This is a genomic window from Rhizobium sullae, assembly GCF_900169785.1.
Taxonomy (GTDB): Bacteria; Pseudomonadota; Alphaproteobacteria; order Rhizobiales; family Rhizobiaceae; genus Rhizobium; species Rhizobium sullae.
The window spans coordinates 250,536-276,550 of the sequence record NZ_FWER01000009.1 but is presented as its reverse complement, the minus strand read 5'-3'; the positions used below and the strand labels follow the sequence as shown (position 1 = coordinate 276,550).

Below are 26,015 nucleotides of genomic sequence, written 5' to 3'. Positions count from 1 at the left end.
AGCTCAAGTGCATCTCGCCCGCCACCGCTTCCGATCTCCAGCACCCTGCCCGAGCCGCCCAGCTCGGTCACGAATGCATCGATCTCTGTCGCGACCCATTCGGGCATCGCCGCGGCCTCGGCAGCGTACTCCGCCGCGACCGTATCATAGNTCGATCTCTGTCGCGACCCATTCGGGCATCGCCGCGGCCTCGGCAGCGTACTCCGCCGCGACCGTATCATAGGACCGCACGGTATCCAGGTCGGTGCTCATCCTAGCGCTCCTCCTTCAAGACAAGAGGCCTGATGAGCGAGAGGCCCATCAGCCCGTTGCGCCCTTCGCACTTCGGCAGTTGGTGACATCGCGGGCGATTTGCTTTGCAGCTTTAGCAGAAATGCGGTTAGAGACACCACCGACCGAGCCAATGCTGCCGGGCGGCAATGCGCCGCATCCGGACCTTGGGGATGCCGCGAAGGTCACCTCTCAACCCGAAGGGTCCGTTTGTCGCACGGTCATCCACGTGACGCCATGACCCTGAGCCGACCTGCATCGATCCCTTTGATTGCGATTGGGGACCGTTCGCGGAACGGATGCCAATTGGAAACGTTTCCTCGCCTCTACCTCGAATGCCTGCCTGCGATCGGCCGTAGAATGGGATGCTTCCGTATGGTTCGGCAGCCAGCGAGGACTCGTGGAACCAGAAACTCTCATCCCACGAGCGGGATCAAGAGCTGAGGCGGGTATTCTGGTAAACGCGGAGAATGCGACGATGCGTCGCTAGGTGATGGTCTCAGAGAGCAAGATGACTAACCAACCTGGTCGAAATGATTTAGCCGGCAAAAACATTGTGACAGTGTTCGGCGGAACGGGCTTCCTCGGGCGGCGGATCGTAACCAGGCTTCTGGACAAGGCTGTTGATGTGCGTTCCGTCTCGCGCCATCCGCACAAATATAAGTTGGACAATGTGTCCGGTAAGAGGCCATCTCAGGAGATCGAGGCGGACATACTCGATTCATCCTCGATCGCCGCTGCCGTGGCTGGATCTCGCGCGGTTGTGAATGCGGTCAGCCTTTATGTCGAGCGCGGTGAGCACACCTTCGAGCGTGTCCATGTAGAAGCCGCGGCCGATCTGGCGACCGCTTCACGGGATGCAGGCGTCGAGATGTTCGTCCAGATTTCGGGCATTGGATCGGATCCGAAATCCCGTTCGAATTACATCCGGGCCCGGGGCCGCGGCGAGGAGGTGGTGAAGGCGGCGTTTCCAGGCGCGGTGATCGTCCGTCCCTCTGTAATGGCGGGACCCGACGACGCGTTCATCACAACGATCGCGAGGCTGGTGCGCATCCTCCCGATCTATCCGCTGTTTGGAGAAGGCGGCACTCGGTTGCAGCCGGTTTATGTCGAGGACGTGGCGGAAGCCGTGAGCCGCTTGGCCTCAGGACAGTATTCCACGGATGCTTCGATCTTCGAGTGCGCCGGTCCGCGCATTTATTCGTATCGGGAACTCGTCCAGGAGATCGCCACTCAACTCAACGCGCGAAGCAGGCTTGTGCCCGTGCCATTCGCAGTATGGAGCATAGTGGCGACTGCTGCGGAGTTTCTTCCCGCCGTGTCCCTAACGCGCAACCAAGTCGATCTCATGCGGCGTGACAATGTCGCGGCAAACGATCTTCCGGGCCTTGAAGAACTGGGCATCCAATCCCGCGGCATCGAGGAACTCGTCCATATGATTGAGCACGAGGCTTGAGCCGGAGCCTCGCGACTGGCCGGTTATGCGGGGGATGTCTAGTTTCCGCAACCGTCGCCGCAAGAACATCCGCGGCGGACCATGCCCCATCACGGGATGACGCCGCACATTTCCGGAACCTCGTTGTCCGCGCACGCGCGGTGCGCGGCCGGAACGCGGGAGATTCTCGAATGCTGGTTCGAAGGGCGGCCCATTCTCGAGGAATACCTGATCGTCGACGGAGGACGGCTCGCCGACGCCGGCGCACATTCCTATGGTGCCGGTGATGTAACGGGCGGGTCCGAAGAAGCGGCCCGCTTCAAGAACAAATGATCTCGGCGGGCTGAGCTAGACACAACGCCGAAATGGCAGCTAAAGCAATCATGGGGCGGCTCTGGTGATGTCTCTTTTCAGCGCCTCCACGAAGCGGATGACCTGGCCAATCGTGTCGTCGTACCAAATATCATTGTGACCAGAGCCGTCATAGATCCGCATCTGCTTTGGCTCGGGAGCGATGCAATATAGCGCTTCGCCCGAAGACAGCGGGATGATATCGTCGCGCCGGCCGTGGATGAACAGCTTCGGTTGCCTCAGCTTCGCTATTCTGAGGTCCGAGCGGAAGGGATCCTTGACAAGAAGCGCAACCGGAACGAACGGGTAGTACGTCTGTGCGAGCGACAGGACCGACAGGTAGGCGGACACCAGGATGACGGCCGCAGCCGGCCTTTGTGCCGCCGTGTTGATGGCGACGCCGCTGCCCAGAGACTGGCCCAGCACAACGATCTGGCCTTCAGTGCGTATAAAAAGCCAATCGAACGCGGCGATGCCGTCGGTCAGAAGCCCGTCCTCGCTCGGCGAGCCGGTCGATCCCGGATAGCCGCGATAGGAAATCGCCAGCAGGCCAATGCCCCGCGCCGCCAACGCCTGGGCGAGGAAGCCGTAGTTGCTGGCCCGATCCGCATTTCCGAGAAAGAAGAGCACTGACGGCTTGCCGGACTCGCCCCGGCGGTAGAGTCCGTGAAGGGTCTCTCCGTCGGGCGTCCTGATAAAGATGCTCTCGCCCCAGCGCGCGTGCTCTGGAGCAAGTGTAGGGCTGGCGCCCGGATAGAGGAGGGCGCGCTGTGAAAGATACATCAGGCCGACAAGCAACACATACGCGAAGGCCGCCATCAGCGGCAAGATCAGCACGAGTTTGGTGACGCTCACGACAACATGTCCAAACGTAGGTCCGTCGAATGTCCAGAACCTCTTCCGGCAAAGCCATCCCGTTCCCGAATGAGGCGGAACCGCGCGGCGGACTTGACCCCTGAATGGAAGGGCACAAATATACGGTAGCACCCAGAGCCTGGCGATGCAGAGATTATTTGACGTTTCAGTGGCGGAAATAGTCGGGTGCGTCGGACCGAAACAGGGTTTTCACAGATTGCAGCTTGTGAGCGGGTTAACCCTCCGGCTCGCGTCAATCGCGCCTGTTAACTTGCCGCCATGGCCTTCTTGCGCGAAGGCGAAAGGAGCTCAGGCTTTCGCCAAAGCATTGATGCGCCGGGATAGTCCTTGGCTCACCTCAGAAAATAAGGGGCGCAGCGAGATGGGATTCGTGCGCCAAAGAGGGGGAAAACGGGCCCCGGCGGTGAACTCAGCTCCACCTTGTTGTCGTTAAGTTGTAACTCCGTGCCACCTGGCCCAAGCGATAGCGTTCTTGCAATGTCTCAGCTCAAGTTCCAAAACCAGTCTACATCAATCAAATGGACCTCTAATGAGTGCACGCCTATCGACGGCCATTAGAATCGGGGAAGCCGCAAAGGCGATTTTTCGAAAAACTCAGAGCTTTCCAGGCCCAGAATTCGGAAAGCATGCAGACCTCCGCGAAAGCGAACACGTCGGTGTTGAACCGATGCTTTTGGCGCTTTCCATGGAGTTGGCATTGAAAGCGTGGTTCGTTTTCGACTACGACGATCCAAAAGTTGTCAAATCGCACAACCTAATAAAACTGTTTGATAGCCTAAAGCCCGAAAGCCAAGAGAAACTCGACGCGGAGTTCAGAAGGTCAGTGGCCCCGTATCATCCCAACGGTTTCTTCATCGACCACAGCATTCGTCACATTCTGTATCAGCACCAAGATGCATTCACCGACTGGCGCTACCTTCACGAGGCAAATAAATCGATGATGTTCGACCAGGGTGCTTTTGAGGCAACGCTCGAAATGGTGCTCTGTGAGTTCGAGAAGAGATATCGCATTGAGCGGGTGACGCCGATTTGGCCATCCTGAACGCAGTCCGGACCGGGGAAGCCCCGGTGTGGCCTTGAATGTTCATTTCGAGCGGTAGCTTCGGTACAGAAGCTTTCCTTGTCGGAGCGGAAGGCTAATGACCGCAATAAGGTAGGCAACGGCCGGGCGGCAACGCGCCCGCTTGTCGGTCGTAGAGGCAGTTGTTGCCTCGGACCGAAAGCGGCCATCGCATTTGTTTGACGCGACGACATCTGTACGCCAACACGAGCCGTGAGAGCGCCAGGCCTAATGTTCGTGTTGCGATGCGGCCCGCGTCACAGCCGCGCCCTCCATGACGTAGGTCGCATATCGATGGTCGCGGATCAGTATTATCTTTTGGTCCCTCCATTCAAGCACCATGAAGTAAGCAGGAGCACCGGACGGCGCAGCCGAGGCCAGCAGTATTTCCCTGCCCTCCAGACAAGCCGGTTCGATCCAAACCCGCGGATAGTCCGCATAATAGGAAAAGAATCGGCCAACGTTCGCCGCACCGGAGACCTGCGGCCGTCGTGCCTGACGAAGCCGAACATCCTCGGCAAGCAGCTTGCGCAAGGCCGTCCAATCCCTCGCGTTGAAGAGCGCTGCGAAATTCAGAACCTCGGCACTTGGGGGCAGCGGAACTTCGGACTCTGACTCGGAGATGGATCGCAATCCTGCCCGACCACGTGAAAGATGGGCTTTGACAGCATCGATACTCAGGCCCAATAGCGCGGCGATGTCTGCGATGGACTCTCCCAGCACATCCTTCAGGATCACCGCGCTACGCTGCGGCACCGGCAATTTAGCAAAGTGAGCCAAGGCGATCCGCACCGTGTCCTGCCGAATCAGTGCATCCTCTGGATCAACAGCACTGACATCAGCTAGATCAAAGGCCGTCTCCAGCGGCTCCGACCGACGGGTACTTCGCTGGCGCAGCGCATCAATGGCGCGATTGTGAACAATGCGAAACAGCCAGGGTCGCAGCGGCGTGCCGGACGAGATCGAGCCGACCATCGCGAACGCACTGACTAACGCGTCCTGTATCAAGTCCTCGCCGTCGATCACCGAGCCGACCAATCGGGCGGCATAGCGATGCAGTTCCGGGCGAACCGCATCCGCCTCCTTGGCCAGCGCCGCGTACAGTGTGTTCTTCGCTTCTGCTTCGAGGGGAGCTTCATCCATCATTCGATGACCGTCACGCCCGTATCTCCACGCACGGCGTAGATCATAGCCTCTTCCAGCGCCGTCTTGCCGATCAGTTCGGCTACCATATCGCCAAAGCCACGCGCTGTCATGTCCGGCCAGGTAGCGGCCTGTTCGGCGAATGTCCGGCCCGCCGCCGCAGCATAGCCGGAAATTCCGGCGTTGCCCACGCCGGTTCCTGCGAACATCTGCCGGGGAACAATGACCCGGAAACGCAAGCCCAGGCCGAGCTGGGTCGACAAGCCCTCAGCATATTTTGCAATGAACCACTGTGCCCGTTTTGCTCCTGCATAGCCTCCAGATAGCGGCGAGCCCTGCACCGCGGCTCCGCTGGAAACGAGAACGACCAGCCCGCCCGACGCCATCGGTAACGTCAGAGCGGCCTGGACCCAATGCAGGGCGGCCTTCACATCGACGTTCCAGTTGGTCGTGAACGCCTCCCAGTCAACACGGTCGATACGTTCCATGGGCGGTTCCGCGCCGGCATTCATGATGACGACATCAGGTCGTGTCTCTGACATGATCCTCTTCGCGGCGTCAGCATTGGTCGCGTCAGCAGACACAGTCGCGACGGCTAGTTGCTCGCCCAGCGCTTGCAAAGTCGTCACGTCGCGAGCGACGACGGTCACTTTAGCTGCGCGCGCTACAAACGCCTCGGCCATTCCGAAGCCCAACCCGCGGCTACCACCGACGACAACTATTCGTTTTCCATCCAAATCCATGTTCTTTTCCTCATTCGATTCAAACCGCGCAAAGGCAGTCGCGACAAGGACGTTCGAATGAGCTGAAAAGAGTCATCATTTTCGCGCTTGGGCGGACAATGAAATGCTTGATTGGGCGCGACTCAACTCAGACAGATTTCGGTCTGTGCAGGCTCCAGTTGCAAATGTGAAATGCCAATTCCTCAACCATGCGGACGTTCGGGACGGAAAAAGCGAAACCTCTCTGCGCCGCTTCAGTGATCTTGATAACAGGAGGGTAACTTCGCGCTAGCCGCTGCCAAGACCCCACGGCAACTTTGGGTCGAATCTCACGCATTCGCTCCAGCCTTGCTATCGCTTCTCGGGCACCAAAAGCCGACCGCCCGCACTCAGCCCCGGTTCAGCCGTCGAACTGCCCGTCAGCAGAGCGCCGTCATACCGGCCGTTCACGCCACCCACTTTCTTTTCTGGAAGCGGTCAGTCTGCTATTCGAGTGGTGACGTCCGGAACGCGCCCCCATAATGGTCATCGAGCGTTCTAAAAGCCGGTCCTAAAAGCTGCCGTTCGCGTCGGTGCGCACAACCGTGCTCTCCTGCGTGCCGATTGTGAGGATCGGGCCTCGTCGGCGCCAGGGCGCAGGGTGGGCGCTTCAGAGACCGGCGAGAGAAACGCGCACCCTCCGCCCGACCTCGCTCGGTTCGAAGATGGAAAATAGCGGATCACTTAGTCGTTGCCGCAGTTAACCGTTGCGGCACGGCGCTTATCGGTAACGAGCACGAAGGGGCGGTCGCCCGTTTCCGCCGAAGTGACCTTTACGTCGATCCCGCTAACTTTGGGAACGGCACCGTCCGCAGCGTGGTAGCCGACGCGATCTTTCGGCTGGGCAATCAGCGGCCGGTCGCCGCGTTGTTGAGGATACCCATACGGATCACGGTGACCCCGCCATCGGCAAGCTCGGGCAGGCGCGCGAACCAAGACTGCACGTGCGGCGTCTGGTTATGCGCTTCGAAATCGGCTTGGCTGGCGAAGATCTCATAGAAGATGAAATGTCCGGGCGCCTCGCGGCTCTCCTGAAGGAAGTAGAGCAAGTTATTCGGTTCGGCGCGGACCTGCGGCACGAGCGATAGCGTGATGGCGCGCAGCGCATCCTCCTTGCCGGGCTTGGCGCGAACCTGCGCGACGACGGCATAAGCGTCGGCGGGCATATCGGCGTAGCGCAGGCCGCCGGCGTCACGGGCGATCGCCGAGTTCGCTGCAAAAGCGGCCGCGATCAGCGCCGCCGGCGTGATGTGGTACAGGAATCTCCGTGGCATTACTTATCTCCTTCCTTCGCTTGCTCGCTCGTCGCACTTAGGTCTCACGCTGGAGCTGCGCCATGGGGTTCGGACCGAGGCGCAGATAGCGCCCTCGAGTGCCGAAGGAATCTCGCCGCTCGCCGCCATTTCCTCGATCGTGAGTTCGGCCTTCATCGGTGTATACACGCCGGTGAGGAAGGGGTTGGCGGGTAACGTCGCGGTGGCGGCAACGTCGTTCATTGCCTGCACTCCGCTCAGCGCGATGCGGCCACCATTTTACGCCGCGCTTCCAGCGCACCGTCGAAGGTTTGCTTGACCGGACCCAGCGCCTGCACGAACTCGAGCTGCTCGCCTTCCGAGCCGGTGCAGTAGATCAGCCGCCACCCATCCGACTTGCCCTCCGTGATCGGGTTGGAATTGGCGTCGAGCGGGGCTGCGCTGCGTTCCGCCTCGCTCGTCACGGTCACGACGCGGTTCGCGCGGACATGCGTCATGCCGCGCCGCGCCGATTCCGCTTCGAGGTCGGCGATGAACTGGTTGAAATCGACATCGTCGCGAATGTGAAAGCAGATGTGCATCATCCGCGGAAAGGCAGGGCTCATATGATCGAGCGGCTCGGCGAATGCTCGCGGACCACCCATTGCCTGGTCGGCGTCGCGATATTGCAGAAGCTCGATCACGACATTGTCGAATTGGATGAAGCGCACGTCGAGCCGCTGCGCGCCGCCGCGAAGGTCGGGAATTCCCATCGTGCGCGGATTGACACCGCGTGCGCGCGCTTCGATTTCCTGACCGGTCAGCAGCGTATTGTGAATACGCTCACCCTGAAAATCGCCGTCCCGCATCACCTCGGTGCCGCCGAGAACCTCGGTATAGAAGGTGAAGGCCCGTTCCATGTCCTGGACCGTGAGGCCGAAATGTTGGACGCCTCGCAATCGGGGGCCAATCGGTAGCTCGGGGATGGCCGAGAAAGCCGTCTGCCGCCCCTGCGCCGCGGTCGGCGTCGCCATCCCGGTCATCGATGCGGCCAGCACCGCGCCCGTGCTTTTCAACGCGTCCCGGCGATTGAGGCCGCCTGAAATCTGCCCATGATTTTCTACCATCTTTTGTCTCCCTGAACTTGCGCGAGCGCTCGGCGGCCTGACCTGGTGCTTCTTGGCGCAGCATCACGTTGCATCTTGCCTCAAAAAATTGCCGTGCATCCCGGCGGTTTCGTTATCCCCGCGCGCCACACGAAGCGAACGCCGATGTCAGATAAGAGCCCGCGGCTGGCGCGTATTTCAGAATCTTGCTATTTTGCCGCGCTAGGCGCTTCCATGGTTCGCAAAAATTTGCGTCACCAAAAGCGTCGAGGCGGCCTGGAGGGCGGGCGGTTGAAATTCGAAGTGGCCTGGAAGGGGTTCGGCCACAGTGAAGCGCGGGATGGCGAGGGCGCCGGCCTTGCTTCCTGCAGGGCGGTTTACACATCTGGCGTGCCGCGATACTGGACAGATCATCTGATCGCACCGGTACGCACGATCGGCGCCGAAACGGCGACGTCGCTCAAGTTGAGCTATTGGTTCTCGACCGTCGAGGATTCCCCGCAAGAGGGTGATCCGAACTTCGTCAGTGCCTCGCTCCGAACGAGCACAGCGACGGCCTGGCGCGATGCGGCGCCGTCAGGCTTGGTGTCCATGTTGCCGTTCGAAGGCGCACAATGGCGCTTCGAGCAGCCGGTGAGCTTCATGCAATTCCACATTCCATTCGACCTGATGGGCATGGTTTGCGTTTCGCTGTTCGGAAAGGAGCTCACCCACGATCATATCCGGATGCCTGCCGACGTGCTAGATGCCCACCTGCACCATAGCCTGGAGCGCATACGGCATACGGCCTCCTCGATCGAGCCTACCAATCTCCTCCTCGACAGTTGGGCATTGATCGTCGCCGAAACATTCCTTCTGCGGTTATCGAGTCACGGCGAGCGAAACGGGCACGGACCATTCGGCAAGCTTCCGGCCCGGTGTGTCGCACGCGTCGTCGATTACATCGAAGATGGCATCGACCATGACCTGCGACTGTCATCGCTCGCCGCCGTCGCAGGGATGAGCACCTATCATTTTGCCCATCGCTTCCAAGAGACGGTTGGCATGTCGCCCCATTCTTATGTGCTGGTACGGCGGATCGAACGGGCTCGAGCCTTGTTGCGCCGGGGGGATGAGCCGCTCGTCGATGTCGCGCTCGCTTGCGGTTTTTCAAGCCAGTCCCATTTGACGACGGTGTTCCGCCGTTGTCTCGGTGTCACCCCCGGAGAATATCGCCGGCGCGCACAGTGATCTAAGTGGGTGCGAGAGGAACCGGCGAAAAGACGCCAGAAGCGCGACGGGTATCCACTGCGATGTCCGCTCTCATTGGATTATGGCCATGAGCTGCCCGGCAGCAACCGGCCCCAAAGCGGTCACTCATCCAACCCGACGCCGATCTCTCCTACTGGCGGCGCAATGCGGACAGGTCGGCATATCGCGCTGATGGTTGGTCCGCCCGGCTCAGGTAAGTCGATGCTTGCCGCGCGGCTGCCTTCCATTCTGCCGCCGCTTTTTCCCCTGATGGACCGCATCGATATCCGCATTGACGTTCCGGCGGTGTCCGCGACCGATCGCATCTGGCCGATGCCCGCGGAAACCAGTGCTGCCGTGGTCGCCCGTGCCCGGAAAATTCAGAAGGATCGCTTCATCGCAGCGGGCCTCGGCGGCATCGCCACGAATGCCCGATGCTCGACCGCGTTGATCGAAAAATACGCCGAGCCGGATGCTAGCGGCCTCCAACTGTTGCGCGACGCTGCCGAGAAAATGCGGTTTTCAGCGCGTGGCTACCACCGCGTGCTGAAGGTGGCGCGGACGCTTGCCGATCTGGATGGCAAGGCGACGTCGGGCGCATTCATCTGGCGGAGGCAATTTCCCATCGTCTTGCGGGCGAACGGTTGACGGCGGCGGCCTGACGGAAAAAGGGGCGCCGAAGCGTACCCGAATTCCGCTGGAAAACTCAGTTTCCGAGCCCCTCGAAAAGGGCGGTCGAAAGATAGCGCTCGGCGAAGGACGGGATGATGACGACGATGTTCTTGCCGGCATTTTCCTCGCGGCTGCCGACCTTGATTGCTGCCGCCAGCGCCGCGCCCGAGGAAATGCCGACTGGAACGCCTTCAAGCCTGGCGACCAGGCGCGCGGTTTCCATCGCCTGCGCGCTGTTGATGGTGACGACTTCATCATAGATTTTCGTATCGAGGATGGCCGGCGCAAAGCCTGCGCCGATACCCTGGATCTTGTGCGGTCCCGGCTGGCCGCCGGAAAGAACGGGAGATTCCTCCGGCTCCACGGCGATTACCCTGATGCCTGGTTTCTTCGACTTCAGAACCTGGCCGGCGCCGGTGATCGTGCCGCCGGTGCCGATGCCGGAAACGAGGATGTCGACGGCACCCTCCGTATCGTTCCAGATTTCCTCGGCCGTCGTCTTGCGGTGGATTTCCGGGTTGGCCGGGTTCTCGAACTGCTGCGGAATGATGGCGTCGGGAAGCGTCGCCGCAAGTTCCTCCGCCTTGGCGATTGCGCCCTTCATGCCCCTCTGCCCCTCGGTCAGCACGAGTTCGGCGCCGAGCAGCGCCAGCATCTTGCGGCGCTCGACCGACATGGTCTCCGGCATGGTGAGAATCAGCTTGTAGCCTTTGGCGGCGGCGGCAAAGGCGAGCGCGATGCCGGTATTGCCGGAGGTCGGCTCGATGAGCGTCGTCTTGCCGGGCGCAATCTTGCCTTGCGCTTCAAGGCTCTCGATCATGGCGACGCCGATACGGTCCTTAACGGAAGCAATCGGATTGAAGAATTCGAGCTTGGCGAGCAGATTGGCCGTCACGCCCTTTTCCTTGGCGAGCTTGTCGAGGCGGACGATCGGCGTATCGCCGATGGTTTCCGTGATCGACGAGTAGATGCGGCCGCGGCCCGGTTTTCTCGACATGAGTGCGCTCCCTTAATGATTGTTGGGCGAGAGAATAGGGTCAAAGGCCGAAGCAGGCCAGAGGGCCTTGATCCACGGAACCGCTGTCCAAGAGAAAAAATCGTTTGAAAACGATGCTTTGTCGAATGATTTTTTCAGGCAGCGCGCGCGGCGATAAAGGCTGCCGTTCCGGCCAGGATGCTTGCCGCAACCCGGTTGAGCGCTTGCAGCGCACGCGGTTGTTTCAGCATCGTGCGGGCGCGCGCCGCAAGCAGCATATAGGGGATCAAAACCACCAGCAGCACGACGAAGGTTGCGATCAGAAGTATGCCGTATTCATGAAGGCCGATATGGTTGATGTCGATCAGCGTCGGCACGAGGGCGACGTAAAAGAGCATCGTCTTCGGATTGCCGAGCGTTACCAGCAGGCCGGACAGGAAGGACATTCCGACGCTGCTCGATTTGCGTGCGGCAATATCCTGCGGCAAAAGACCTGCGGTCCAGAGCTTGTAGGCAATGTAGCAGAGGTAAAGGACGCCGGCGAACTTGATGACGAGGAAAATCCCGGTGAAGGTCTGCGCCACGAATGAGAGCCCGAGGATCACCGCCGTCAGATAGGTGATGTCGCCGAGAACAAGGCCGAGACCCATGAAAAAGGTCTCGCGAAAATTCGAGCCGAGCGCGCGGGCGACGATCGCGGTGATGCCGGGTCCGGGAATGATCGCGGCGATGAAAAGGGCGCCGCTATAGGCAAGCAGGGCTGCAACGGTCATCTTTGCTCTCCTCAGGCAGCTTCTTTTACTGATGCTATGGGCTGCTTTCAAGATGAAGTCACACGATCGAATCAGATAAACGGGCGCCGAAAAGGAGAAAACAAATGACAACCGCGTTGCTGCTCATCGATGTTCAGAATGCCATCTTGAAAGGCCTCGGAAGCCCCACACGCCAGCCCTTGATTGACAGGGCGCTGGACGAGACGGTGGCGCGTCTCGCAGAGGTTCTCCAGAAGGCTCGCGCGGTGAATGCACCGGTCGTCATCGTCCAGCATGACGGGCATGCGTCCCACCGTCTTGCGGCAGGCAGCGAAGGCTGGCAGTTGCGTGACGAGATTGCGCCTCAAGATCGCGAGATCGTCGTTCACAAGCGCAGCTGCGACTCGTTTTTCGAAACCGAACTTGAGCAGCGCCTCAAGGAGAGCGGCATCACCAGGCTGGTGGTCGGCGGCTGCATGACCCCGTTCTGCGTTGATACCACCGCACGCCGCGCCGTTTCGCTCGGCTACGACGTGACGCTAATTTCCGATGGGCACATGACCGCGGACATAGGCGAACTCCGCTTCGAGCAGATCATCGCCCATCACAACGCCGTGCTCGATGAGTTCGATGCCGGCAGCCACGAAATCCGGCTTGCGAAGGCGGCTGCGATCAGTTTCGGATAGGCCGCAGCCAACGCCCTGGCGTCCAGCCGAGATTCATGCCGGCGGCCGCAACAAGGATGATTGCCGCACCGAGGATCTGCAGCGGCTGCAATGCATGGCCAAAAGCCAGGCCGTCCACCGCGATCGCAACGATCGGATAAATGAAGGAAAGCGCGCCGGTGAGATGTGTCGGCAGCTTCTGGATCGCGCCGTAGAGCAGTACATACATCAAGCCGGTGTGAACGACGCCCATCGCCACCAGAATGGACCACGATCCGGCGGTCGTCGGCAGGTCCGAAAAGTCGGTCACGGGCGCCAGCATGAGAATGCCGGTCGAAACCTGAATGAGCGCGATCAGATGCGGCGGTGTACCTTTCAGCCACTTTGCAGCAAGTGCCGCCAGCGCATAGAAGAACGCGGCTCCAAGTGCCAGCGCGATACCCAGCCCGTAGCTTGCTGAAATGCCCCCGGCCTCAGGTTTTGCCTCGACAATCGCCATCATGCCGGCAAAGGCGAGGGCCAGCCAAAAGAGTTTCGCTGCCGTGATCTTTTCGCCGAGGAATACGGCGCCAAGCGCCAACAGCATGAAGGGCTGGGTATTGTAGATGGTGGTCGCGATCGAGATCGATGCGTGCGAATAGGAGGCGAAAAGCAGCAGCCAGTTCAGCACGATGGCGACCCCGCCGAGAACGGCGATGCCGAAAGTTCTCGGCGAGAGAATGCGGGGCTTCAGGAATCCGAGGGCACCGCAGACGACAAGAAGGCTCGCAGCACCAAACAGGCAACGCCAGAAAACGACCCCGCTCACAGGCTGGCCGGACATGACGACGAACCAGCCGATCGTCCCCGAGATTACCATTGCGGCCGTCATCTCAACCGTGCCTTTTCCTATATCGTTCTGCATTGCGATCTCCTTTGTGTGTTGGAGATTATTGTGTTTGGATGCCAACTTCTATAATCTGCAATGCGCGATAATCGGTCTTCTCCTAATAATGAAAGGTAAAATCGCTTTGGTGGCTAATGAGGTGTCTCGCTTGGATATCATCGACCAGCGTCTCCTCGATGCGCTGGCGCAGAATGCACGCATTTCGCTGAAGGAGTTGGCGCAGGCCGCCAACCTTTCGTCGCCCAGCGCTGCGGAACGGCTGCGCAGACTGGAGGAGCGCGGCATCGTCAAGGCTTTCACGATCGATATCGATCCGGCCGCCCTCGGCTATCCGCTGCAGGCGATCGTTCGTGTCCGACCGCTGCCGGGACAGTTGCACGTTGTCGAACGCATAATTCAGGAGACGCCGGAATTCATCGAATGCGACAAGGTGACCGGCGACGATTGCTTCATCGCCCGCCTCGTCGTCCGCTCGATGGGAGAACTCGATGGTATTTTGGACAAGGTGGCCGAGAAGGCCGAGACCAACACCTCGATGATCAAGGCTTCCCCCGTCAAACGCCGCCTGCCGCCGCTTTCGACCCGCTGAGTCGATGGCCCGTGAGCTGGACCGTTTAGAAGTCCGCCATCGGCGAGAGCATCGCGGGAGACGCAGGCGCGAGATCAGCCGTGCTCCGGATCATGAAGGCCGTACCGTTGTCGAAGCTGAGCGCCTCTCCGCGCCACTCAAGCTTGTCCGGCGAAAAGAAGACGTCGACATGTTCAGGTGTCACGCCGAGCCCGCCGAGGATGACGGCAAGCGGCGGAATTTCCGCAGCGACGACGTCAAGCAGGCTGAAGCGGCCAGCCTCTCCGGGTTTCCACGCGACGACGGCTTGCTCGGCATCGAGCCAGCTCAAACGAACGTCGGGATCGAGTTGCGTATTGATGAGAAACATCGCTGCATTGCCCGAAACAGCCAGCACATCCGAAACCGGCGCACGCGTCGTCAGCGCTTGTTGCAACGGGGTAAGTTCTGTCCCGTTTCTCGGATCGAGCGGCCGGGCAGGCTCTGTCGCGGGATGTAGCTTTGGTGCTGCCCCGGAGTAGCGTTGCATCGGCAGGCTGCGGAAGCCGTAAGGTTGGTAGAGCGAGGGCTTGTCAGTGTAGAGCACGATAGCTTCGAACTGCTGGCTCTTGCACCATTCAAGCGCTTTCCGTGTCACGTCGCGGTAAAGCCCGCGCCCGCGCCACGGCGGGCGGACGGCGCCGGATTGAAAGGCGGCCGCGTTGATCTGCCGGCCATTGATGACGAGCGGCATGGCAAAGGCGGACAGGTTGGCGGCAAGGGTGCCGTCGGCGGCAAACCAGCCGAAAGGCATGCTTGTCGGATCCGGGCCGCCGAGCTGTTGCAGCGGCCCGATGTCAATGCCGAATGTATCGTCGAGGAGAGAGACGAGCGCGGCCCATGCCGCCAGATCATCGAAATAGTCCTGACGAAAGGTCAGCCCGGCACTGTCGAAAGACTTGCTCATATGCCGGTCGAGCCGAAGCCGCCGGCGCCGCGCGCAGTTGCGCTGCTTTGGGTGACCTCCGCAACCCGCACCTGCGTGACCGGGGCGATCACCATCTGCGCGATGCGCATACCGCGCGTGATCTCGAAAGTCTCATCGCCGAGATTGACGAGCAGCACCTTCACTTCGCCGCGATAGTCGCTGTCGATCGTGCCTGGCGTGTTGAGGCAGGTGATGCCGTGTTTGAAGGCGAGGCCGGAGCGGGGGCGGATCTGCGCTTCGTAGCCATCCGGAATCTCGAAAATGAAGCCGGTCGGCACCAGTGCGCGCTTGCCGGGCGCAAGCGTCATCGGTTCGTTGCCGGCAACAGCCGCCCGAAGATCCATGCCGGCGGCGCCGCTCGTTTCATAGGAGGGCAGGTCGAGACCTTCGCCGTTCGGCAAACGGACAAGGTTGAGCTGCGGGCGGATGTCGTTGTGAATGGTCATGAGCCATTACTTTGCGCCAGGACGCCCAAGGTCAATTGCAATGGTCGGCTTTAATCGCTAGATACGCGGCAATTCCACAGGATTCACACCATGGCCGAAAGCCTCGCCGAGGCGGTTTCCCGCCGCCGCACATTCGCTATTATCGCGCACCCCGATGCGGGCAAAACCACGCTCACCGAAAAGCTGCTGCTTTTCGGCGGCGCAATCCAGCTCGCCGGTGAGGTCAAGGCGAAGAAGGACCGCATCCAGACCCGGTCGGATTGGATGAAGATCGAGCGCGAGCGCGGCATCTCGGTGGTCACCTCCGTCATGACCTTCGAATATGGCGACAACGTCTTCAACATCCTCGACACGCCCGGCCACGAAGACTTCGCGGACGACACCTATCGCACGCTGACGGCGGTGGACGCGGCCGTCATGGTCATCGACGCCGCCAAAGGCATTGAGCCGCGTACGCTGAAGCTCTTCGAAGTCTGCCGTATGCGCGACATCCCGATCATCACCTTCATCAATAAGATGGACCGCGAAAGCCGCGATCCGTTCGAGATCCTAGATGAGGTGGAGGAGAAACTGGCGTTGGATACCGCGCCGATCACCTGGCCCATCGGCCGCTCCAAAACGTTCTGCGGCTCATATCATCTGGCGACCAACACTGTGCGCGGTTCAGACACGGAAGTGGAAGCAACGCCGGTCAACGGTCCGCGGAACGTCGCTGATCGGTTGCCGGAAAACGAACGCCAAGTGTTTATCGACGAAACGGAGCTCGCGATGGAGGCCTGCCGGCCGTTCGACCGCAAGGCATTCCTGGAGGGTCACATGACGCCGGTCTTCTTCGGCTCGGCGCTTCGCAATTACGGCGTCCGCGATCTCATCAACGCGCTTGGAGACTTCGCGCCGCCGCCGCGCGATCAGGTTGCCGATTTAAGGACGGTGCATGCGTCCGAGGACAAGATGACGGCCTTCGTCTTCAAGATCCAGGCCAACATGGACCCAAACCATCGCGACCGCATCGCCTTTGCCCGCATCTGCTCCGGCAAGCTGGAACGCGGCATGAAGGCGCGCTTGTCACGCACCGGCAAGCAGCTGGGATTAACCGCGCCGCAGTTCTTCTTCGCCTCGCAGAGGCAGCTTGCGGATACCGCCTTTGCTGGCGACGTCGTGGGCATTCCGAACCACGGCACGCTGCGCATTGGCGATACGCTGACGGAAGGCGAAGCGCTGGTGTTCCAGGGCGTACCGAACTTCTCGCCGGAAATCCTTCGCCGTGTCCGTCTTGAAGATGCGATGAAGGCAAAGAAGCTCAAGGAAGCCCTGCAGCAGATGGCCGAAGAGGGCGTCGTCCAGCTCTTTTCTCCGGAAGACGGTTCGCCGGCGATCGTTGGTGTTGTCGGCGCGCTACAGCTCGACGTGCTGAAGGAGCGCCTGCAGGCGGAATACGGCCTACCGGTTTCCTTTGAAATGTCGCGCTTTTCGGTCTGCCGCTGGATTTCGGCCGATCAGTCGGCTGAACTCGAAAAGTTCCTGACGGTCAAACGCGGCGATATCGCCCGCGATCTCGACGGCGATCCGGTGTTCTTGGCGCAGGACAGCTTCTCGCTGCGCTACGAGGCGGAGCGCTATCCAGCGATCAAGATGGTCGCGATCAAGGAATATCACATCGCCAATGCGGCGTGATTTCCATTCACGCTGCGGCAATGATCTCGATTTCGACCAGCCAGTCGTCTTGCAGCGTTTCGACGACGATGGCTGTTGTCGGCGCCCGATGCTCTCCGAGCGCCGCCACCCGTGCATTCTGGTTTGCCTCGGTGAAGGATACGTCGCGCAGGTAGCTGGTCACTCGCACGATGTTCTTCGTGGTCATCTGAGTCTCTGCCAGAATTCGCCTGAGGTTCGACCAGATCAGGTGGAGTTGGGAGTTTAGGTCGGCGCCGGCTCTGCCAGCGGGGTCAAGGCCCATCGTTCCGCTGACGAAGACAAGACGTTCAGGCTGACGCACCTCCATGGCATGCACGTAATCAGGCGTTGCGGCATAGATGCCGTCGCGTGGATTGCGAACGATCATTTCCATTTCTGCTCCTCTGGAACTCTATATGGCCTTGCCGCTATCTTGCCGAATAAAGTTCGGCTGAAAAGCAGAGGAGACGTGTGGATGGAAAATACAGAAGGCATTCGGCAAAAGCGGCGTGAGAGCGCTTCAATCGATCCGTTCGACCGAAAGATATTAGCGGCGCTCGCCGCCGATGCGGGCCAGAGCTACGCCGCGCTTGGGGAGAAGGTGGGGCTCTCGCCGCCGTCGGTGCACGAACGGGTCAAGCGGCTGAAGCGGTCCGGCGTCATCCGGGATGTGGTCGCCCGGCTTGATGGTACAGCAGTCGGCAAGCCGTTGTTGGCCTTCGTGCATGTGGAGGCGGCTGGCTGGGGCAAGAGCGAACAGCTGATGCAGATCAGCCGGTTTCCGGAAGTGGAAGAAATGCACTCGGTCGCCGGGGATACCAGCATGATCCTCAAGGTGCGGTTGGAAAATCCGCAGGCGCTGGAATTTCTCCTCGGGCAGATTCATTCCGTGCCGGGCGTTCGCGGCACGCGCAGCTATGTCGCGCTCTCCACCTATCTCGACCGGCCGGTACAGGCGCAAGTGACGGCCGAGTGGCCCTCTGTGCCGTTGGCGCCGGAATAGTCAGTCGAACTTCACCGCTGCAGTATTGGCACCGCAGACCAATGCGCAGACGCGCTCATCCCGCGCCGGAACATATTTGCCGGAAAGCACGGCTGCGAATGCCGCAGCACCTCCCGGCTCGGCAACGACCCTTGCCCCTTCCCATAGGGTTTTCTGGGCAGCGCGGATATCGTCATCCGTTACCAGCACCGGCGGCTGCACGAATTGCTGCGCGAGGGGAAACATCAGTTCGCCAACCCGTTTCGGGGCGAGCGAATCTGCCGCGATGCCGCCTGCCGGAGCGTCCACCGGTTTGCCGGCCTTGAAGGCTTCGTAGAGGGTCGGCGCGCCGTCGGATTCGACGGCCACGATCTTCACCCGGCCGCGAAACCACGCGGCGATGCCGCCGATCAATCCCCCGCCGCCGACCGCGACCAGCAATGTGGTGATGTCCGGCACGTCCTCTTCGATCTCCTTGCCAAGCGTTCCCTGGCCGAGGAGCGTCTCGACCTGGTCGTAGGCATGTATGGCAAGCGCGCCGCTCGCCCGCACATGGGTCTCGCTCGCCGCTAGCGCATCGGCGTAACGCTCGCCGCCGGTAACCAGATTGGCACCGTAGGCGCGGATTTTCTCCAACTTGGCAGGCGAGGAGACGCTCGGCACGAAGATGGTGGCCGGGACGCCAAGCTGCGATGCGGCATAGGCAACGGCCGCGCCGTGGTTGCCGCCCGAGGCTGCCACGACGCCGGTTGCAGGCACCTGCCGCGTCAGGAGGTGGGAAAAGGCGCCGCGTGCCTTGAAGGAGCCGGAATGCTGCAGGCATTCGAGCTTGAGATCGACCTTGAGCGGCGCTCCGCCGAAATCGTGCATGTCGACGCGCATGACGGGTGTGCGGCGGATATAGGGGCGGATCAGCCCTTCGGTTTCGGCAATGCGTTCGAGAGAAAGGGCGGTTTCGATCGGCATGCAGGCTCTCCCGTGGATTGACAATATTTTGTTACTTGGCAAAATGACGAAATGCAAGATGTTGATGTTCTCAAAGCTCTGGCGAATGAAAAGCGCCTCATTACTCTCGAATGGCTGAAGCAGCCACGGCTTCATTTCGAGCCGCAGGTTGATGGCGACCTGGTCGAGGATGGCGTGTGCGCGCTGCTGATCGCCCGCAAACTCGGGATAAATGCCGCCACCCTCAGCGAACATATGCGTATCCTCGTGCAGGCGGAATTGGTGCATGCCAAGCGTATCAAGCAATGGATATTCTATCGCCGCAACGAGGAGCGCATCGCGGCGCTGAAGCAGGGGCTTTTCGCAAGCCTATAACCGGGCGCTCATAGCCGCCCCAGCCGCTCACTCAGGAATTCGACGGTGGCGCGTACCGATGGCAGTTGGCCACGCCGGTGCGGCACGAGCACCGTTGTCGCGATCCTACCCGCTGTCCATTCGGGCAGGATACGGAGCAATTGACCTTGCTCGATAGGCTCTCGGCAGACGGACGTCGGAAGAATGGTGATTCCCATTCCCGCCGCTGCAGCTCTCAGCAAGACGAAAGGTTCGTCGGCTGCCATCACTGAGTGTGGTTTGACCAACGTCTCTTCCCCCGAGGTGGAGAAAAGCCGCCAGACCGTGTCGGAGAGGCTGGGCATGACGGCAGCATGCGCCACGAGTTCTTCCGGCCTTTGCGGAACCCCGTGCCTGTCCGCATAGGATGGTGCGGCAACAAGAAAGAATTCGTGTTCCGCCAGTTTGCGCTGCACGAGGCTTGAATCGGCAAGCGGCAGCTGATGGCTGCGTACTGCAATATCGAAGCCCTCTTGTATGATGTCGACAAAGCGATCGGTGACATGCAGGGAAACCTTGAGCTTCGGATATCGGATTGCGAGTTCCGGTAGATGCTCCGCGAGCGTAAACTGCGAAGTCGGCACCGAGGCCGTGATACGCACCGTGCCGCTCGGCTCGCTGAGACGCGATCGAACAATGCTCTCCGCCATCTCTGCTTCGATCACGGATGCCTGGGCGTGCTCGAAGAAATCGCGTCCCAAATCTGTGAGCGAAAAGCTGCGCGAGGTGCGCTGGATCAGTCGCGCGCCCAGCTTCGCCTCCAGTTCCGCAACCCGCTTGCTCACCGTTGATTTTGGAACACCAAGCCGCCGTCCAGCGGCCGTGAAGCTGCCGCTTTCGACTGCATGAACGAAGAGGTTGAGGTCATTGAGATTGAAGGAGGTCAATTCGATCTTCCAAATTCATAGACTTTGATGTGCATTTTTGGCTGCTTTTCACTGATCGTCTACAAAACGATATTCCGATCGTGAAATCAGTTCAAACTGAAAGGAATGATGAATGTCTCCGATTTTGTTTTACGGCGTGCCGGAAGGCTGCTCCTTCGGCTCCATCGTCGCGCTCGAATGGTTAGGCAAACCCTATCGCCTTTGCCGTGTCGAGATGCCGAAGGTGGTATCGGGTGACGACTACAAACGCATCAACGCGATCGGCGAAACACCTTCGCTCATGCTTGGCGATGGCCGCGTCATCAACGAGAGCATGGCCATTCTCAACTGCATCGCCTCCGACCATATCGGCAAGGGTCTTGGCTTTGCACAGGGCAGCGCTGAGTTCGACAGGCTGAACCAGATGCTTGCCTATCTCAACACCAGCTTTTTCAACGCCTTCAGCCCCCTCTGGTATTCGATCGAACACGAGCTGGAGCCGGAGGCAAAGAAGGCACTGGTCGCCTATGGCGTTGCCAAGGTCGAGAAGGTGCATAGCGAACTCGAGCAGCTCCTTGACGGCCGCATGTGGCTGCTTGACAAAGGACCCAGCCTTGCTGACGCTTATTTCGCCGGCATCGCCCGCTGGAACGACTTCCATAATGTCGTGGATCGCAAGCAATTCCCGGCATTGAACAGCCTTTATGAAAGGCTGCAGGAAAATCCGGCGGTGCGCTTCGCCTTGGCGATAGAACACGAACAACAGGTCGAAAGCAGCGGCCGCTTCCTCGGTCACGTCTCGCTGGATGAAGCGTTGGGCTACCTGAAGCAGGCAGCCTGATACGTTGCAAAAATGTCCGTGCGGGTCATTCTCCGCGCGGATATCGCTGATTCTCTTCCAGCACGTTGAGATCCATGTGGTTGCGCATATAGCGCTCGGATGCCTTCTGCAGCGGCTGGTAATCCCAGGGATAATAGGCGCCATTGCGCAGCGCCGCATAGACGACCCAGCGGCGTGCTTGGCTTTCGCGCACCGCTGCGTCGTAGCTTGTGAGATTCCAGCGTTTGCTTGCCTCTTCGGTCAATGCCGTGAGCATCGCGGCATAGGCAGGGTCGACAGCGAGGTTCTTAAGTTCGTGCGGATCGGCATCAAGGTCGAAGAGCATCGGCGGGTCTTTTTCGCAAAGCGACAGCTTATAGCGCCCGGCGCGCAGGCAGACGAGCGGCGCAATCGAGCCTTCCGCCGCATATTCCATCGGCACAGGCCCGCGGCTGCCCGTGCCCATAGCGAGCGGCGCCAGATCCTCGCCGTCCGTCCATTTCGTGAGCGAGCTTATGTCTAGACCGGCAAGGCCCGCCAGTGTCGGCGTTACATCCAGCGTCGAAACCGGCTGATCGATTCGCGCTGCGTTCCAGCCGGGTGCGGCAATCATTAGCGGGACGCGCGCAGACCCGTCGAAAAAGCACATCTTGAACCAGAGGCCCCGTTCGCCGAGCATGTCGCCATGATCGGAGACGAAGAGGATGACGGTGTTCTCCGCCATCCGTCCGCGCTCAAGCACGTCGAGGATTTCGCCGATTTTCTCGTCCACATAGGAGATATTGGCGAAGTAGCCCTGCCGCGCCCGGCGTATCTGCTCGGGCGTAATGTCGAAGGCCTCGTAATCGCACGCCTCGAGCAGGCGCTGCGAATGCGGGTCAAGCTCGTCGAAGGGGACTGGTCCGATTTGCGGGTCGAGCGCCGGGCAGTCTTCATAGAGGTCCCAGAATTTCTGCCGCGCAACGTAAGGGTCGTGCGGGTGTGTAAAGCTGACAGTCAGACACCACGGCCGCTCGTCCTGACGGCGTGAAAGATCGTAGAGTTTGCGGGTCGCGTGATAGGCGACCTCGTCGTCATATTCCATCTGGTTCGTGATTTCGGCGACACCGGCGCCGGTGACCGAACCGAGGTTGTGATACCACCAGTCGATCCGTTCGCCGGGTTTCGTATAGTCGGGCGTCCAGCCGAAATCGGCAGGATAGATATCGGTCGTCAGCCGTTCCTCGAAGCCGTGAAGCTGATCCGGGCCGACGAAATGCATTTTGCCGGAAAGCGCCGTTTGATATCCGGCGGCCCGCAGGTGGTGCGCATAAGTTGGGATGTCGGAAGCGAATTCCGCGGCGTTGTCATAGACGCGCGTCCGGCTTGGGAGTTGGCCGGACATGAAGGAAGCCCGCGCCGGCGCGCAGAGCGGGCTTGCCGTATAGGTATTGGCGAAGCGCACGGAGCGCTCCGCCAATGCCTTCAGATGCGGCGCATGGAGGAATTCGGCCGGTCCGTCCGGAAACAAGGTCCCGTTGAACTGATCGACCATCAAGATAAGGATATTCGGGCGCGCCATGCGTAGTCTGTCCTTGGATATTAGAGGCCGCGAGAACTTTTTACTGCGTCTGCAGCAGGCTCTCCGTCAAGCGATCACGCTGGAGACGGTGGAGAGAAGGAAGCCTGCAGCGATCCGGTTCATGCGTAAAATTCTTTTCATTGCAGTTCCTCTGTTATTCGAGCAATTTATTGAACATCAGTTTGGTTTCCTTTGTGAAGCTGGCTTTTTTCAATGGATGATCAAAGGATTTTTTATGGCGGAGCGACCAATCGACCTTGGATGGGTTCGCGTATTTGCAGCGGTGGGGAAAATGGGCAGTCTCTCGTCTGCGGCCGGCATTCTCGGCCTGACCCAGCCTGCCGTCAGCTATCAGGTCCGCCGCCTCGAAGAGCAGATGGGCGTCAGCCTCCTGCAGCGGCAGCATCGCGGTGTCGAGTTGACGCCGGAGGGACGCCGGCTTTTCGACGTCGCCTCACGCACGGTCGATGATGTCGACGCGTTGGTGCGCAGCTTCCGCAGCCAGTCCGAACGCCCCGCGATCAGGCTGAGAACGGATTATGCTTTCTCGTCGCTCTGGTTGATTCCGCGTATGCATACCTTCCGCCTGCTTTATCCGGAAATGGACATCCAGATCGTCGCGACGCAGCGCATGGAGCAGGGCCCGTCGGATGGCGACATTGCCGTCGTCTTCGGAACGCGGCAGGAATTCGGCAGAAACGCAACGCTACTTCTGCCGGAAAGGGTCGTCCCGATTTGCACCCAAGGCTTTCTGGATCGGAACGGCCCCTTCTTCGATCCGTTCGAGATTGCCGGCGCGCGTCTTCTGCATCTCGATTCGCGCGCGCCGTCGCCGTGGTTCGATTGGAAGAGTTACCTCGCCGAACTCGGCATCAGCCGTGATGCGGCCGTAGGGCAGGGCGAGCTCAGTTTCAACACCTATTCGCTCGTCGTGCAGGCGGCGATCGGTGAGCAGGGGCTGGCGATCGGCTGGATGGGTCTGGTCGATTCGCTGCTCTCGTCACGTATGCTCGTCGCGGCCGGACCGATGCTGGAGGCCAAGGACCGCGGTTACTGGCTTTTGCCGCCGAAAGCGCAGAGCGCAGAGACCGATCGGCTTGCTGCCTGGCTGATCTCTGAGGCAGGCATGGACCCGGTCAAGGCGCAAGATCTTTGAGAAAATCCCGGCACCAGCGCGAAACATCGTGTTCCAGCAAATGGTCCATCATCATCTGCCAGCGCTCTTTGCGCTCTTCCATAGGCATGCTGAGCGCGCGCGCCAGCGCGTTTGCCGTACCCTCTATGTCGTAAGGGTTGACCAGTAGGGAGCCTTTCAATTCACGGGCGGCACCGGCGAAACGCGAAAGTACGAGCACGCCCGGATCGTTCGGGTCCTGCGCGGCCACATATTCCTTCGCTACAAGGTTCATCCCGTCGCGGAGCGGCGTCACGAGGCCGACTTTGCCGAGCCGGTAAAGGCCCGCAAGGATGTGTCGGCCGACGGAGCGGTTGATATAGCGTATCGGCACCCAATCGACGGCGCTGAGAGCGCCGTTCACCCTGCCGGCCTGCTCGGCCACGGTGCGCTGCATGGCTTCGTATTCCGGCACTTCGGAGCGGGATTTCGGCGTGATCTGCAGATAGGTGACGCGCCCCTGCTGCGCTGGGTTTGCCAGGATGAAGCGCTCGAAAGCGTCGATACGCTGCGTGATTCCCTTAGAGTAATCGAGACGATCGACGCCGATGATCAGGCTGCGGCCTTCTATGCTTAGACGCGCTTTTTTGACCATGCTGTTGGTCGCGGCCTTTTGGGCGAATTCGGCAAAGGCTGCAGTCTCGATGCTGATCGCATAGGCGCCACCCTTGAAAGTCCGGCCGTGGGAGCTGTAGCGCCCTTCGCCAAGCTCGTCGCCGATACCTTCCCGTCTGAGACATCCGGCAAAATTCTCAAGGTCGTGATCCGTCTGAAAGCCGACGACATCGTAGTGCGAGAGGCCACGCATGATCTGCTCGTGAACCGGCATCGTGAAGATTACGTCCGCAGGCGGCCAGGGAATATGAAGGAAAAAGCCGATGCGGTTCTTCAGACCCATTTGACGCAGCTCTGCAGCGAGCGGGATCAGGTGGTAGTCGTGCACCCAGATGAGGTCGTCGGGTTCGATCAGCGGCGCCAGTCGATGGGCGAAAAAACGGTTGACGCGGAAATAGCCGGCCATCTCCTTGCGGCCGTATTCCGCGAGATCCAGCCGGTAGTGACAGATCGGCCAGAGAACGCGGTTGGCAAAGCCGTGATAGTATTCATCCACATCGGTATCGGTCAGATCCGTCAGTGCATAGGTGATATTGCCTTGCTGCAGCCGTGCAAGCGGCGGCGGCTCATGCTCGCCGCTCGATTTTCCCGACCAGCCCATCCATATGCCACCGCGCTCTTCGAGGGCTGCCTTCAGCGCAACTGCCAGCCCGCCGGCGGGCGCAATGCCGCCCTTGTCGGGAACGGGCACGCGATTGGAGACAATGACGAGACGGCCCATGCCAGTTCCTTTCATACAAGAAAATATTACGAGTGCTCAAATCTTCAGGAGGCCAATGTCGCAATGATGCCGCGCAAAGCCTCGGCAGAGGGGATGGAGCCGCGCGCTTCACTCGCAGGCGAAAGCGGCCCGACGCGGATCGAATGGCCGCCAAGCCGGTTGACCGTGCGAAACATCGCTTCATCGGTCACGTCATCTCCGATCGCAATGGCGCGTCTGCCGGCAAAGACCGGCTGTGCGAGAAAGGCTTCGACCGCATGGCCCTTGTCGGCGCTGGCGGGACGAATTTCGATAACCATTTTGCCGTGCTGGATCGTCCAATTCGGTCCCGCTCGGCTAAGCGCCTGTTCCATCAATGGTTCGAGTTCGAGCTCCCTCTCTGGCGCAAGCCGATAATGTGCGGCGACTGCCGCTCCCTTATCCTCGATCAGAACTCCGGCCCAACCTGCAGTCTCGGCGGTGAGATCCTCCTTCAGCCGCTCGAATTCCGCTGTTACTTCGACTTTGCGCACGCGTCCATCCGGGTCCCGCCGCTCGGCGCCGTGAAGCCCAGCGATCGGAAAGTGAAACGGCGAAAAAAGCTGGTCGGCATAATCAAGCCGCCGGCCGGTCACGAGGGCTAGTGCACCCTCGAGCCTTGTCGACAAGGTGTCGAGATTTGCAGGCAGCGACGGCGGAACGACTATGTCGTCCGGCGTTTCGGCTAGCTCGAGCAAGGTCCCGTCAATATCAAGGAAGAGAGCCCATTTTTCCGGCTCGGCGGAGAGCATAGCGAGAATAGAATCTTTCCCTGAAGCCGTATCCGGTTTCGAGGCGCTGAGAGACTGCTTCTGGTATGACATGAGGCTCTATCTATGTCAGGCCCCGC

The 26,015-nt window shown here is 60.3% G+C and carries 27 protein-coding genes and 3 pseudogenes; 12 read left to right on the top strand and 18 right to left on the bottom strand.

Features of this window, described 5'->3' with window-relative positions; all coding sequences use genetic code 11:
- Window positions 1–197 (bottom strand): annotated as a pseudogene (locus BN1800_RS42320) (hypothetical protein); the annotation flags it as partial.
- A 584-nt stretch (window positions 198–781) separates the two neighbouring features.
- Here BN1800_RS42320 and BN1800_RS10820 point away from each other — a divergent pair.
- Complete coding sequence (locus BN1800_RS10820; protein ID WP_086997249.1) at window positions 782–1,726, top strand: complex I NDUFA9 subunit family protein; 945 nt, start codon at window positions 782–784, stop codon at window positions 1,724–1,726.
- 6 nt (window positions 1,727–1,732) lie between these two features.
- A pseudogene (locus BN1800_RS10815) lies at window positions 1,733–2,038 on the top strand (NAD-dependent formate dehydrogenase); the annotation flags it as partial.
- Window positions 2,039–2,086: 48 nt separating this feature from the next.
- Here BN1800_RS10815 and BN1800_RS10810 read toward each other — a convergent pair.
- Window positions 2,087–2,911: an alpha/beta hydrolase gene (locus tag BN1800_RS10810; RefSeq protein ID WP_179213779.1), complete on the bottom strand. Its 825-nt coding sequence runs from the start codon at window positions 2,909–2,911 to the stop codon at window positions 2,087–2,089.
- A gap of 550 nt (window positions 2,912–3,461) precedes the next feature.
- On the opposite strand from BN1800_RS10810, the gene BN1800_RS10805 reads away from it, so the two are divergent.
- The gene (locus BN1800_RS10805; RefSeq protein ID WP_179213778.1) at window positions 3,462–3,974 is read left to right on the top strand and encodes a hypothetical protein; all 513 of its coding nucleotides are present in this window, start codon (window positions 3,462–3,464) and stop codon (window positions 3,972–3,974) included.
- Window positions 3,975–4,220: 246 nt separating this feature from the next.
- Here BN1800_RS10805 and BN1800_RS10800 read toward each other — a convergent pair whose 3' ends face one another.
- The 5 genes from BN1800_RS10800 to BN1800_RS10780 all read right to left on the bottom strand — a co-directional run bounded on the left by BN1800_RS10800 (window position 4,221) and on the right by BN1800_RS10780 (window position 8,255).
- On the bottom strand, window positions 4,221–5,138 hold the full coding sequence (locus tag BN1800_RS10800; protein WP_086997189.1) for an RNA polymerase sigma factor: 918 nt from the start codon (window positions 5,136–5,138) through the stop codon (window positions 4,221–4,223).
- Complete coding sequence (locus tag BN1800_RS10795) at window positions 5,135–5,878, bottom strand: SDR family NAD(P)-dependent oxidoreductase (protein WP_086997186.1); 744 nt, start codon at window positions 5,876–5,878, stop codon at window positions 5,135–5,137. Before BN1800_RS10795 ends, BN1800_RS10800 begins: the two co-directional genes overlap by 4 nt.
- Before the next feature lie 866 nt (window positions 5,879–6,744).
- Window positions 6,745–7,170: a putative quinol monooxygenase gene (locus BN1800_RS10790; RefSeq protein WP_086997183.1), complete on the bottom strand. Its 426-nt coding sequence runs from the start codon at window positions 7,168–7,170 to the stop codon at window positions 6,745–6,747.
- A gap of 3 nt (window positions 7,171–7,173) precedes the next feature.
- Complete coding sequence (locus tag BN1800_RS10785; RefSeq protein WP_086997180.1) at window positions 7,174–7,392, bottom strand: hypothetical protein; 219 nt, start codon at window positions 7,390–7,392, stop codon at window positions 7,174–7,176.
- Window positions 7,393–7,406: 14 nt separating this feature from the next.
- Window positions 7,407–8,255, bottom strand: coding sequence for a VOC family protein (locus BN1800_RS10780; RefSeq protein ID WP_086997177.1), 849 nt, complete (start codon window positions 8,253–8,255; stop codon window positions 7,407–7,409).
- A gap of 270 nt (window positions 8,256–8,525) precedes the next feature.
- Between BN1800_RS10780 and BN1800_RS10775 the strand changes: the two genes are divergently transcribed.
- Window positions 8,526–9,464, top strand: coding sequence for a helix-turn-helix domain-containing protein (locus BN1800_RS10775; protein ID WP_179213777.1), 939 nt, complete (start codon window positions 8,526–8,528; stop codon window positions 9,462–9,464).
- A gap of 174 nt (window positions 9,465–9,638) precedes the next feature.
- Window positions 9,639–10,126 (top strand): annotated as a pseudogene (locus tag BN1800_RS10765) (magnesium chelatase subunit ChlI family protein); the annotation flags it as partial.
- 44 nt (window positions 10,127–10,170) lie between these two features.
- Here BN1800_RS10765 and cysK read toward each other — a convergent pair.
- Together cysK and BN1800_RS10755 are read right to left on the bottom strand one after the other, a co-directional pair.
- Window positions 10,171–11,133 carry a cysteine synthase A gene (gene cysK / locus BN1800_RS10760; RefSeq protein ID WP_086997172.1) on the bottom strand — a complete coding sequence of 321 codons (963 nt, stop codon included), beginning with the start codon at window positions 11,131–11,133 and terminating at the stop codon, window positions 10,171–10,173.
- A 134-nt stretch (window positions 11,134–11,267) separates the two neighbouring features.
- Window positions 11,268–11,885: a LysE family translocator gene (locus BN1800_RS10755; protein WP_086997169.1), complete on the bottom strand. Its 618-nt coding sequence runs from the start codon at window positions 11,883–11,885 to the stop codon at window positions 11,268–11,270.
- A 104-nt stretch (window positions 11,886–11,989) separates the two neighbouring features.
- On the opposite strand from BN1800_RS10755, the gene BN1800_RS10750 reads away from it, so the two are divergent.
- Window positions 11,990–12,550: a cysteine hydrolase family protein gene (locus BN1800_RS10750; protein WP_086997166.1), complete on the top strand. Its 561-nt coding sequence runs from the start codon at window positions 11,990–11,992 to the stop codon at window positions 12,548–12,550.
- On the opposite strand, the gene BN1800_RS10745 is transcribed toward BN1800_RS10750, so the two are convergent.
- Entirely contained in the window at window positions 12,537–13,433 is an 897-nt protein-coding gene (locus BN1800_RS10745) for a DMT family transporter (RefSeq protein ID WP_086997163.1), read from the bottom strand. The genes BN1800_RS10750 and BN1800_RS10745 overlap by 14 nt on opposite strands.
- Before the next feature lie 88 nt (window positions 13,434–13,521).
- On the opposite strand from BN1800_RS10745, the gene BN1800_RS10740 reads away from it, so the two are divergent.
- Entirely contained in the window at window positions 13,522–14,004 is a 483-nt protein-coding gene (locus BN1800_RS10740; protein WP_086997244.1) for an Lrp/AsnC family transcriptional regulator, read from the top strand.
- A gap of 25 nt (window positions 14,005–14,029) precedes the next feature.
- On the opposite strand, the gene BN1800_RS10735 is transcribed toward BN1800_RS10740, so the two are convergent.
- Both BN1800_RS10735 and dut read right to left on the bottom strand, forming a co-directional pair.
- Window positions 14,030–14,929, bottom strand: a complete 900-nt coding sequence (locus BN1800_RS10735; RefSeq protein WP_086997160.1) for a GNAT family N-acetyltransferase — start codon at window positions 14,927–14,929, stop codon at window positions 14,030–14,032.
- Complete coding sequence (dut, locus tag BN1800_RS10730; protein ID WP_027510882.1) at window positions 14,926–15,396, bottom strand: dUTP diphosphatase; 471 nt, start codon at window positions 15,394–15,396, stop codon at window positions 14,926–14,928. Before dut ends, BN1800_RS10735 begins: the two co-directional genes overlap by 4 nt.
- 90 nt (window positions 15,397–15,486) lie before the next feature.
- Between dut and BN1800_RS10725 the strand changes: the two genes are divergently transcribed.
- Window positions 15,487–17,070, top strand: a complete 1,584-nt coding sequence (locus BN1800_RS10725) for a peptide chain release factor 3 (RefSeq protein ID WP_086997157.1) — start codon at window positions 15,487–15,489, stop codon at window positions 17,068–17,070.
- A gap of 7 nt (window positions 17,071–17,077) precedes the next feature.
- Here BN1800_RS10725 and BN1800_RS10720 read toward each other — a convergent pair whose 3' ends face one another.
- Window positions 17,078–17,464: a RidA family protein gene (locus BN1800_RS10720; protein ID WP_086997154.1), complete on the bottom strand. Its 387-nt coding sequence runs from the start codon at window positions 17,462–17,464 to the stop codon at window positions 17,078–17,080.
- 81 nt (window positions 17,465–17,545) lie between these two features.
- On the opposite strand from BN1800_RS10720, the gene BN1800_RS10715 reads away from it, so the two are divergent.
- The gene (locus tag BN1800_RS10715) at window positions 17,546–18,073 is read left to right on the top strand and encodes an Lrp/AsnC family transcriptional regulator (protein WP_086997151.1); all 528 of its coding nucleotides are present in this window, start codon (window positions 17,546–17,548) and stop codon (window positions 18,071–18,073) included.
- Here BN1800_RS10715 and BN1800_RS10710 read toward each other — a convergent pair whose 3' ends face one another.
- Window positions 18,074–19,018 (bottom strand): threonine/serine dehydratase, encoded by a 945-nt coding sequence (locus tag BN1800_RS10710; RefSeq protein WP_086997148.1) that lies wholly within the window; start codon window positions 19,016–19,018, stop codon window positions 18,074–18,076.
- Window positions 19,019–19,069: 51 nt separating this feature from the next.
- Here BN1800_RS10710 and BN1800_RS10705 point away from each other — a divergent pair, with 51 nt between their 5' ends.
- On the top strand, window positions 19,070–19,372 hold the full coding sequence (locus tag BN1800_RS10705) for an ArsR/SmtB family transcription factor (protein WP_086997146.1): 303 nt from the start codon (window positions 19,070–19,072) through the stop codon (window positions 19,370–19,372).
- A gap of 8 nt (window positions 19,373–19,380) precedes the next feature.
- Here the strand turns inward: BN1800_RS10705 and BN1800_RS10700 are convergent, their stop codons facing one another.
- Window positions 19,381–20,277: a LysR substrate-binding domain-containing protein gene (locus BN1800_RS10700; protein ID WP_086997143.1), complete on the bottom strand. Its 897-nt coding sequence runs from the start codon at window positions 20,275–20,277 to the stop codon at window positions 19,381–19,383.
- Between the two features lie 112 nt (window positions 20,278–20,389).
- On the opposite strand from BN1800_RS10700, the gene BN1800_RS10695 reads away from it, so the two are divergent.
- On the top strand, window positions 20,390–21,097 hold the full coding sequence (locus tag BN1800_RS10695; RefSeq protein ID WP_086997139.1) for a glutathione S-transferase family protein: 708 nt from the start codon (window positions 20,390–20,392) through the stop codon (window positions 21,095–21,097).
- A 25-nt stretch (window positions 21,098–21,122) separates the two neighbouring features.
- On the opposite strand, the gene betC is transcribed toward BN1800_RS10695, so the two are convergent.
- The gene (gene betC, locus BN1800_RS10690; RefSeq protein WP_086997137.1) at window positions 21,123–22,637 is read right to left on the bottom strand and encodes a choline-sulfatase; all 1,515 of its coding nucleotides are present in this window, start codon (window positions 22,635–22,637) and stop codon (window positions 21,123–21,125) included.
- A gap of 235 nt (window positions 22,638–22,872) precedes the next feature.
- On the opposite strand from betC, the gene BN1800_RS10685 reads away from it, so the two are divergent.
- Entirely contained in the window at window positions 22,873–23,793 is a 921-nt protein-coding gene (locus BN1800_RS10685; protein WP_086997241.1) for a choline sulfate utilization transcriptional regulator, read from the top strand.
- Here BN1800_RS10685 and otsA read toward each other — a convergent pair.
- Together otsA and otsB are read right to left on the bottom strand one after the other, a co-directional pair.
- On the bottom strand, window positions 23,774–25,147 hold the full coding sequence (gene otsA / locus BN1800_RS10680; protein WP_027510872.1) for an alpha,alpha-trehalose-phosphate synthase (UDP-forming): 1,374 nt from the start codon (window positions 25,145–25,147) through the stop codon (window positions 23,774–23,776). The genes BN1800_RS10685 and otsA overlap by 20 nt on opposite strands.
- 44 nt (window positions 25,148–25,191) lie before the next feature.
- Window positions 25,192–25,989: a trehalose-phosphatase gene (gene otsB / locus BN1800_RS10675; protein WP_086997134.1), complete on the bottom strand. Its 798-nt coding sequence runs from the start codon at window positions 25,987–25,989 to the stop codon at window positions 25,192–25,194.
- Window positions 25,990–26,015 lie beyond the last annotated feature (26 nt).

Bases quoted from the DNA above. Each gene is read 5' to 3' on its own strand.
- BN1800_RS10820 (WP_086997249.1), top strand. From the start codon at position 782: ATGACTAACCAACCTGGTCGAAATGATTTAGCCGGCAAAAACATTGTG.
- BN1800_RS10805 (WP_179213778.1), top strand. From the start codon at position 3,462: ATGAGTGCACGCCTATCGACGGCCATTAGAATCGGGGAAGCCGCAAAG.
- BN1800_RS10800 (WP_086997189.1), bottom strand. From the start codon at position 5,138: ATGATGGATGAAGCTCCCCTCGAAGCAGAAGCGAAGAACACACTGTAC.
- BN1800_RS10795 (WP_086997186.1), bottom strand. From the start codon at position 5,878: ATGGATTTGGATGGAAAACGAATAGTTGTCGTCGGTGGTAGCCGCGGG.
- BN1800_RS10790 (WP_086997183.1), bottom strand. From the start codon at position 7,170: ATGCCACGGAGATTCCTGTACCACATCACGCCGGCGGCGCTGATCGCG.
- BN1800_RS10785 (WP_086997180.1), bottom strand. From the start codon at position 7,392: ATGAACGACGTTGCCGCCACCGCGACGTTACCCGCCAACCCCTTCCTC.
- BN1800_RS10780 (WP_086997177.1), bottom strand. From the start codon at position 8,255: ATGGTAGAAAATCATGGGCAGATTTCAGGCGGCCTCAATCGCCGGGAC.
- cysK (WP_086997172.1), bottom strand. From the start codon at position 11,133: ATGTCGAGAAAACCGGGCCGCGGCCGCATCTACTCGTCGATCACGGAA.
- BN1800_RS10755 (WP_086997169.1), bottom strand. From the start codon at position 11,885: ATGACCGTTGCAGCCCTGCTTGCCTATAGCGGCGCCCTTTTCATCGCC.
- BN1800_RS10750 (WP_086997166.1), top strand. From the start codon at position 11,990: ATGACAACCGCGTTGCTGCTCATCGATGTTCAGAATGCCATCTTGAAA.
- BN1800_RS10745 (WP_086997163.1), bottom strand. From the start codon at position 13,433: ATGCAGAACGATATAGGAAAAGGCACGGTTGAGATGACGGCCGCAATG.
- BN1800_RS10740 (WP_086997244.1), top strand. From the start codon at position 13,522: ATGAAAGGTAAAATCGCTTTGGTGGCTAATGAGGTGTCTCGCTTGGAT.
- BN1800_RS10735 (WP_086997160.1), bottom strand. From the start codon at position 14,929: ATGAGCAAGTCTTTCGACAGTGCCGGGCTGACCTTTCGTCAGGACTAT.
- dut (WP_027510882.1), bottom strand. From the start codon at position 15,396: ATGACCATTCACAACGACATCCGCCCGCAGCTCAACCTTGTCCGTTTG.
- BN1800_RS10725 (WP_086997157.1), top strand. From the start codon at position 15,487: ATGGCCGAAAGCCTCGCCGAGGCGGTTTCCCGCCGCCGCACATTCGCT.
- BN1800_RS10720 (WP_086997154.1), bottom strand. From the start codon at position 17,464: ATGGAAATGATCGTTCGCAATCCACGCGACGGCATCTATGCCGCAACG.
- BN1800_RS10715 (WP_086997151.1), top strand. From the start codon at position 17,546: ATGGAAAATACAGAAGGCATTCGGCAAAAGCGGCGTGAGAGCGCTTCA.
- BN1800_RS10710 (WP_086997148.1), bottom strand. From the start codon at position 19,018: ATGCCGATCGAAACCGCCCTTTCTCTCGAACGCATTGCCGAAACCGAA.
- BN1800_RS10705 (WP_086997146.1), top strand. From the start codon at position 19,070: ATGCAAGATGTTGATGTTCTCAAAGCTCTGGCGAATGAAAAGCGCCTC.
- BN1800_RS10695 (WP_086997139.1), top strand. From the start codon at position 20,390: ATGTCTCCGATTTTGTTTTACGGCGTGCCGGAAGGCTGCTCCTTCGGC.
- betC (WP_086997137.1), bottom strand. From the start codon at position 22,637: ATGGCGCGCCCGAATATCCTTATCTTGATGGTCGATCAGTTCAACGGG.
- BN1800_RS10685 (WP_086997241.1), top strand. From the start codon at position 22,873: ATGGCGGAGCGACCAATCGACCTTGGATGGGTTCGCGTATTTGCAGCG.
- otsA (WP_027510872.1), bottom strand. From the start codon at position 25,147: ATGGGCCGTCTCGTCATTGTCTCCAATCGCGTGCCCGTTCCCGACAAG.
- otsB (WP_086997134.1), bottom strand. From the start codon at position 25,989: ATGTCATACCAGAAGCAGTCTCTCAGCGCCTCGAAACCGGATACGGCT.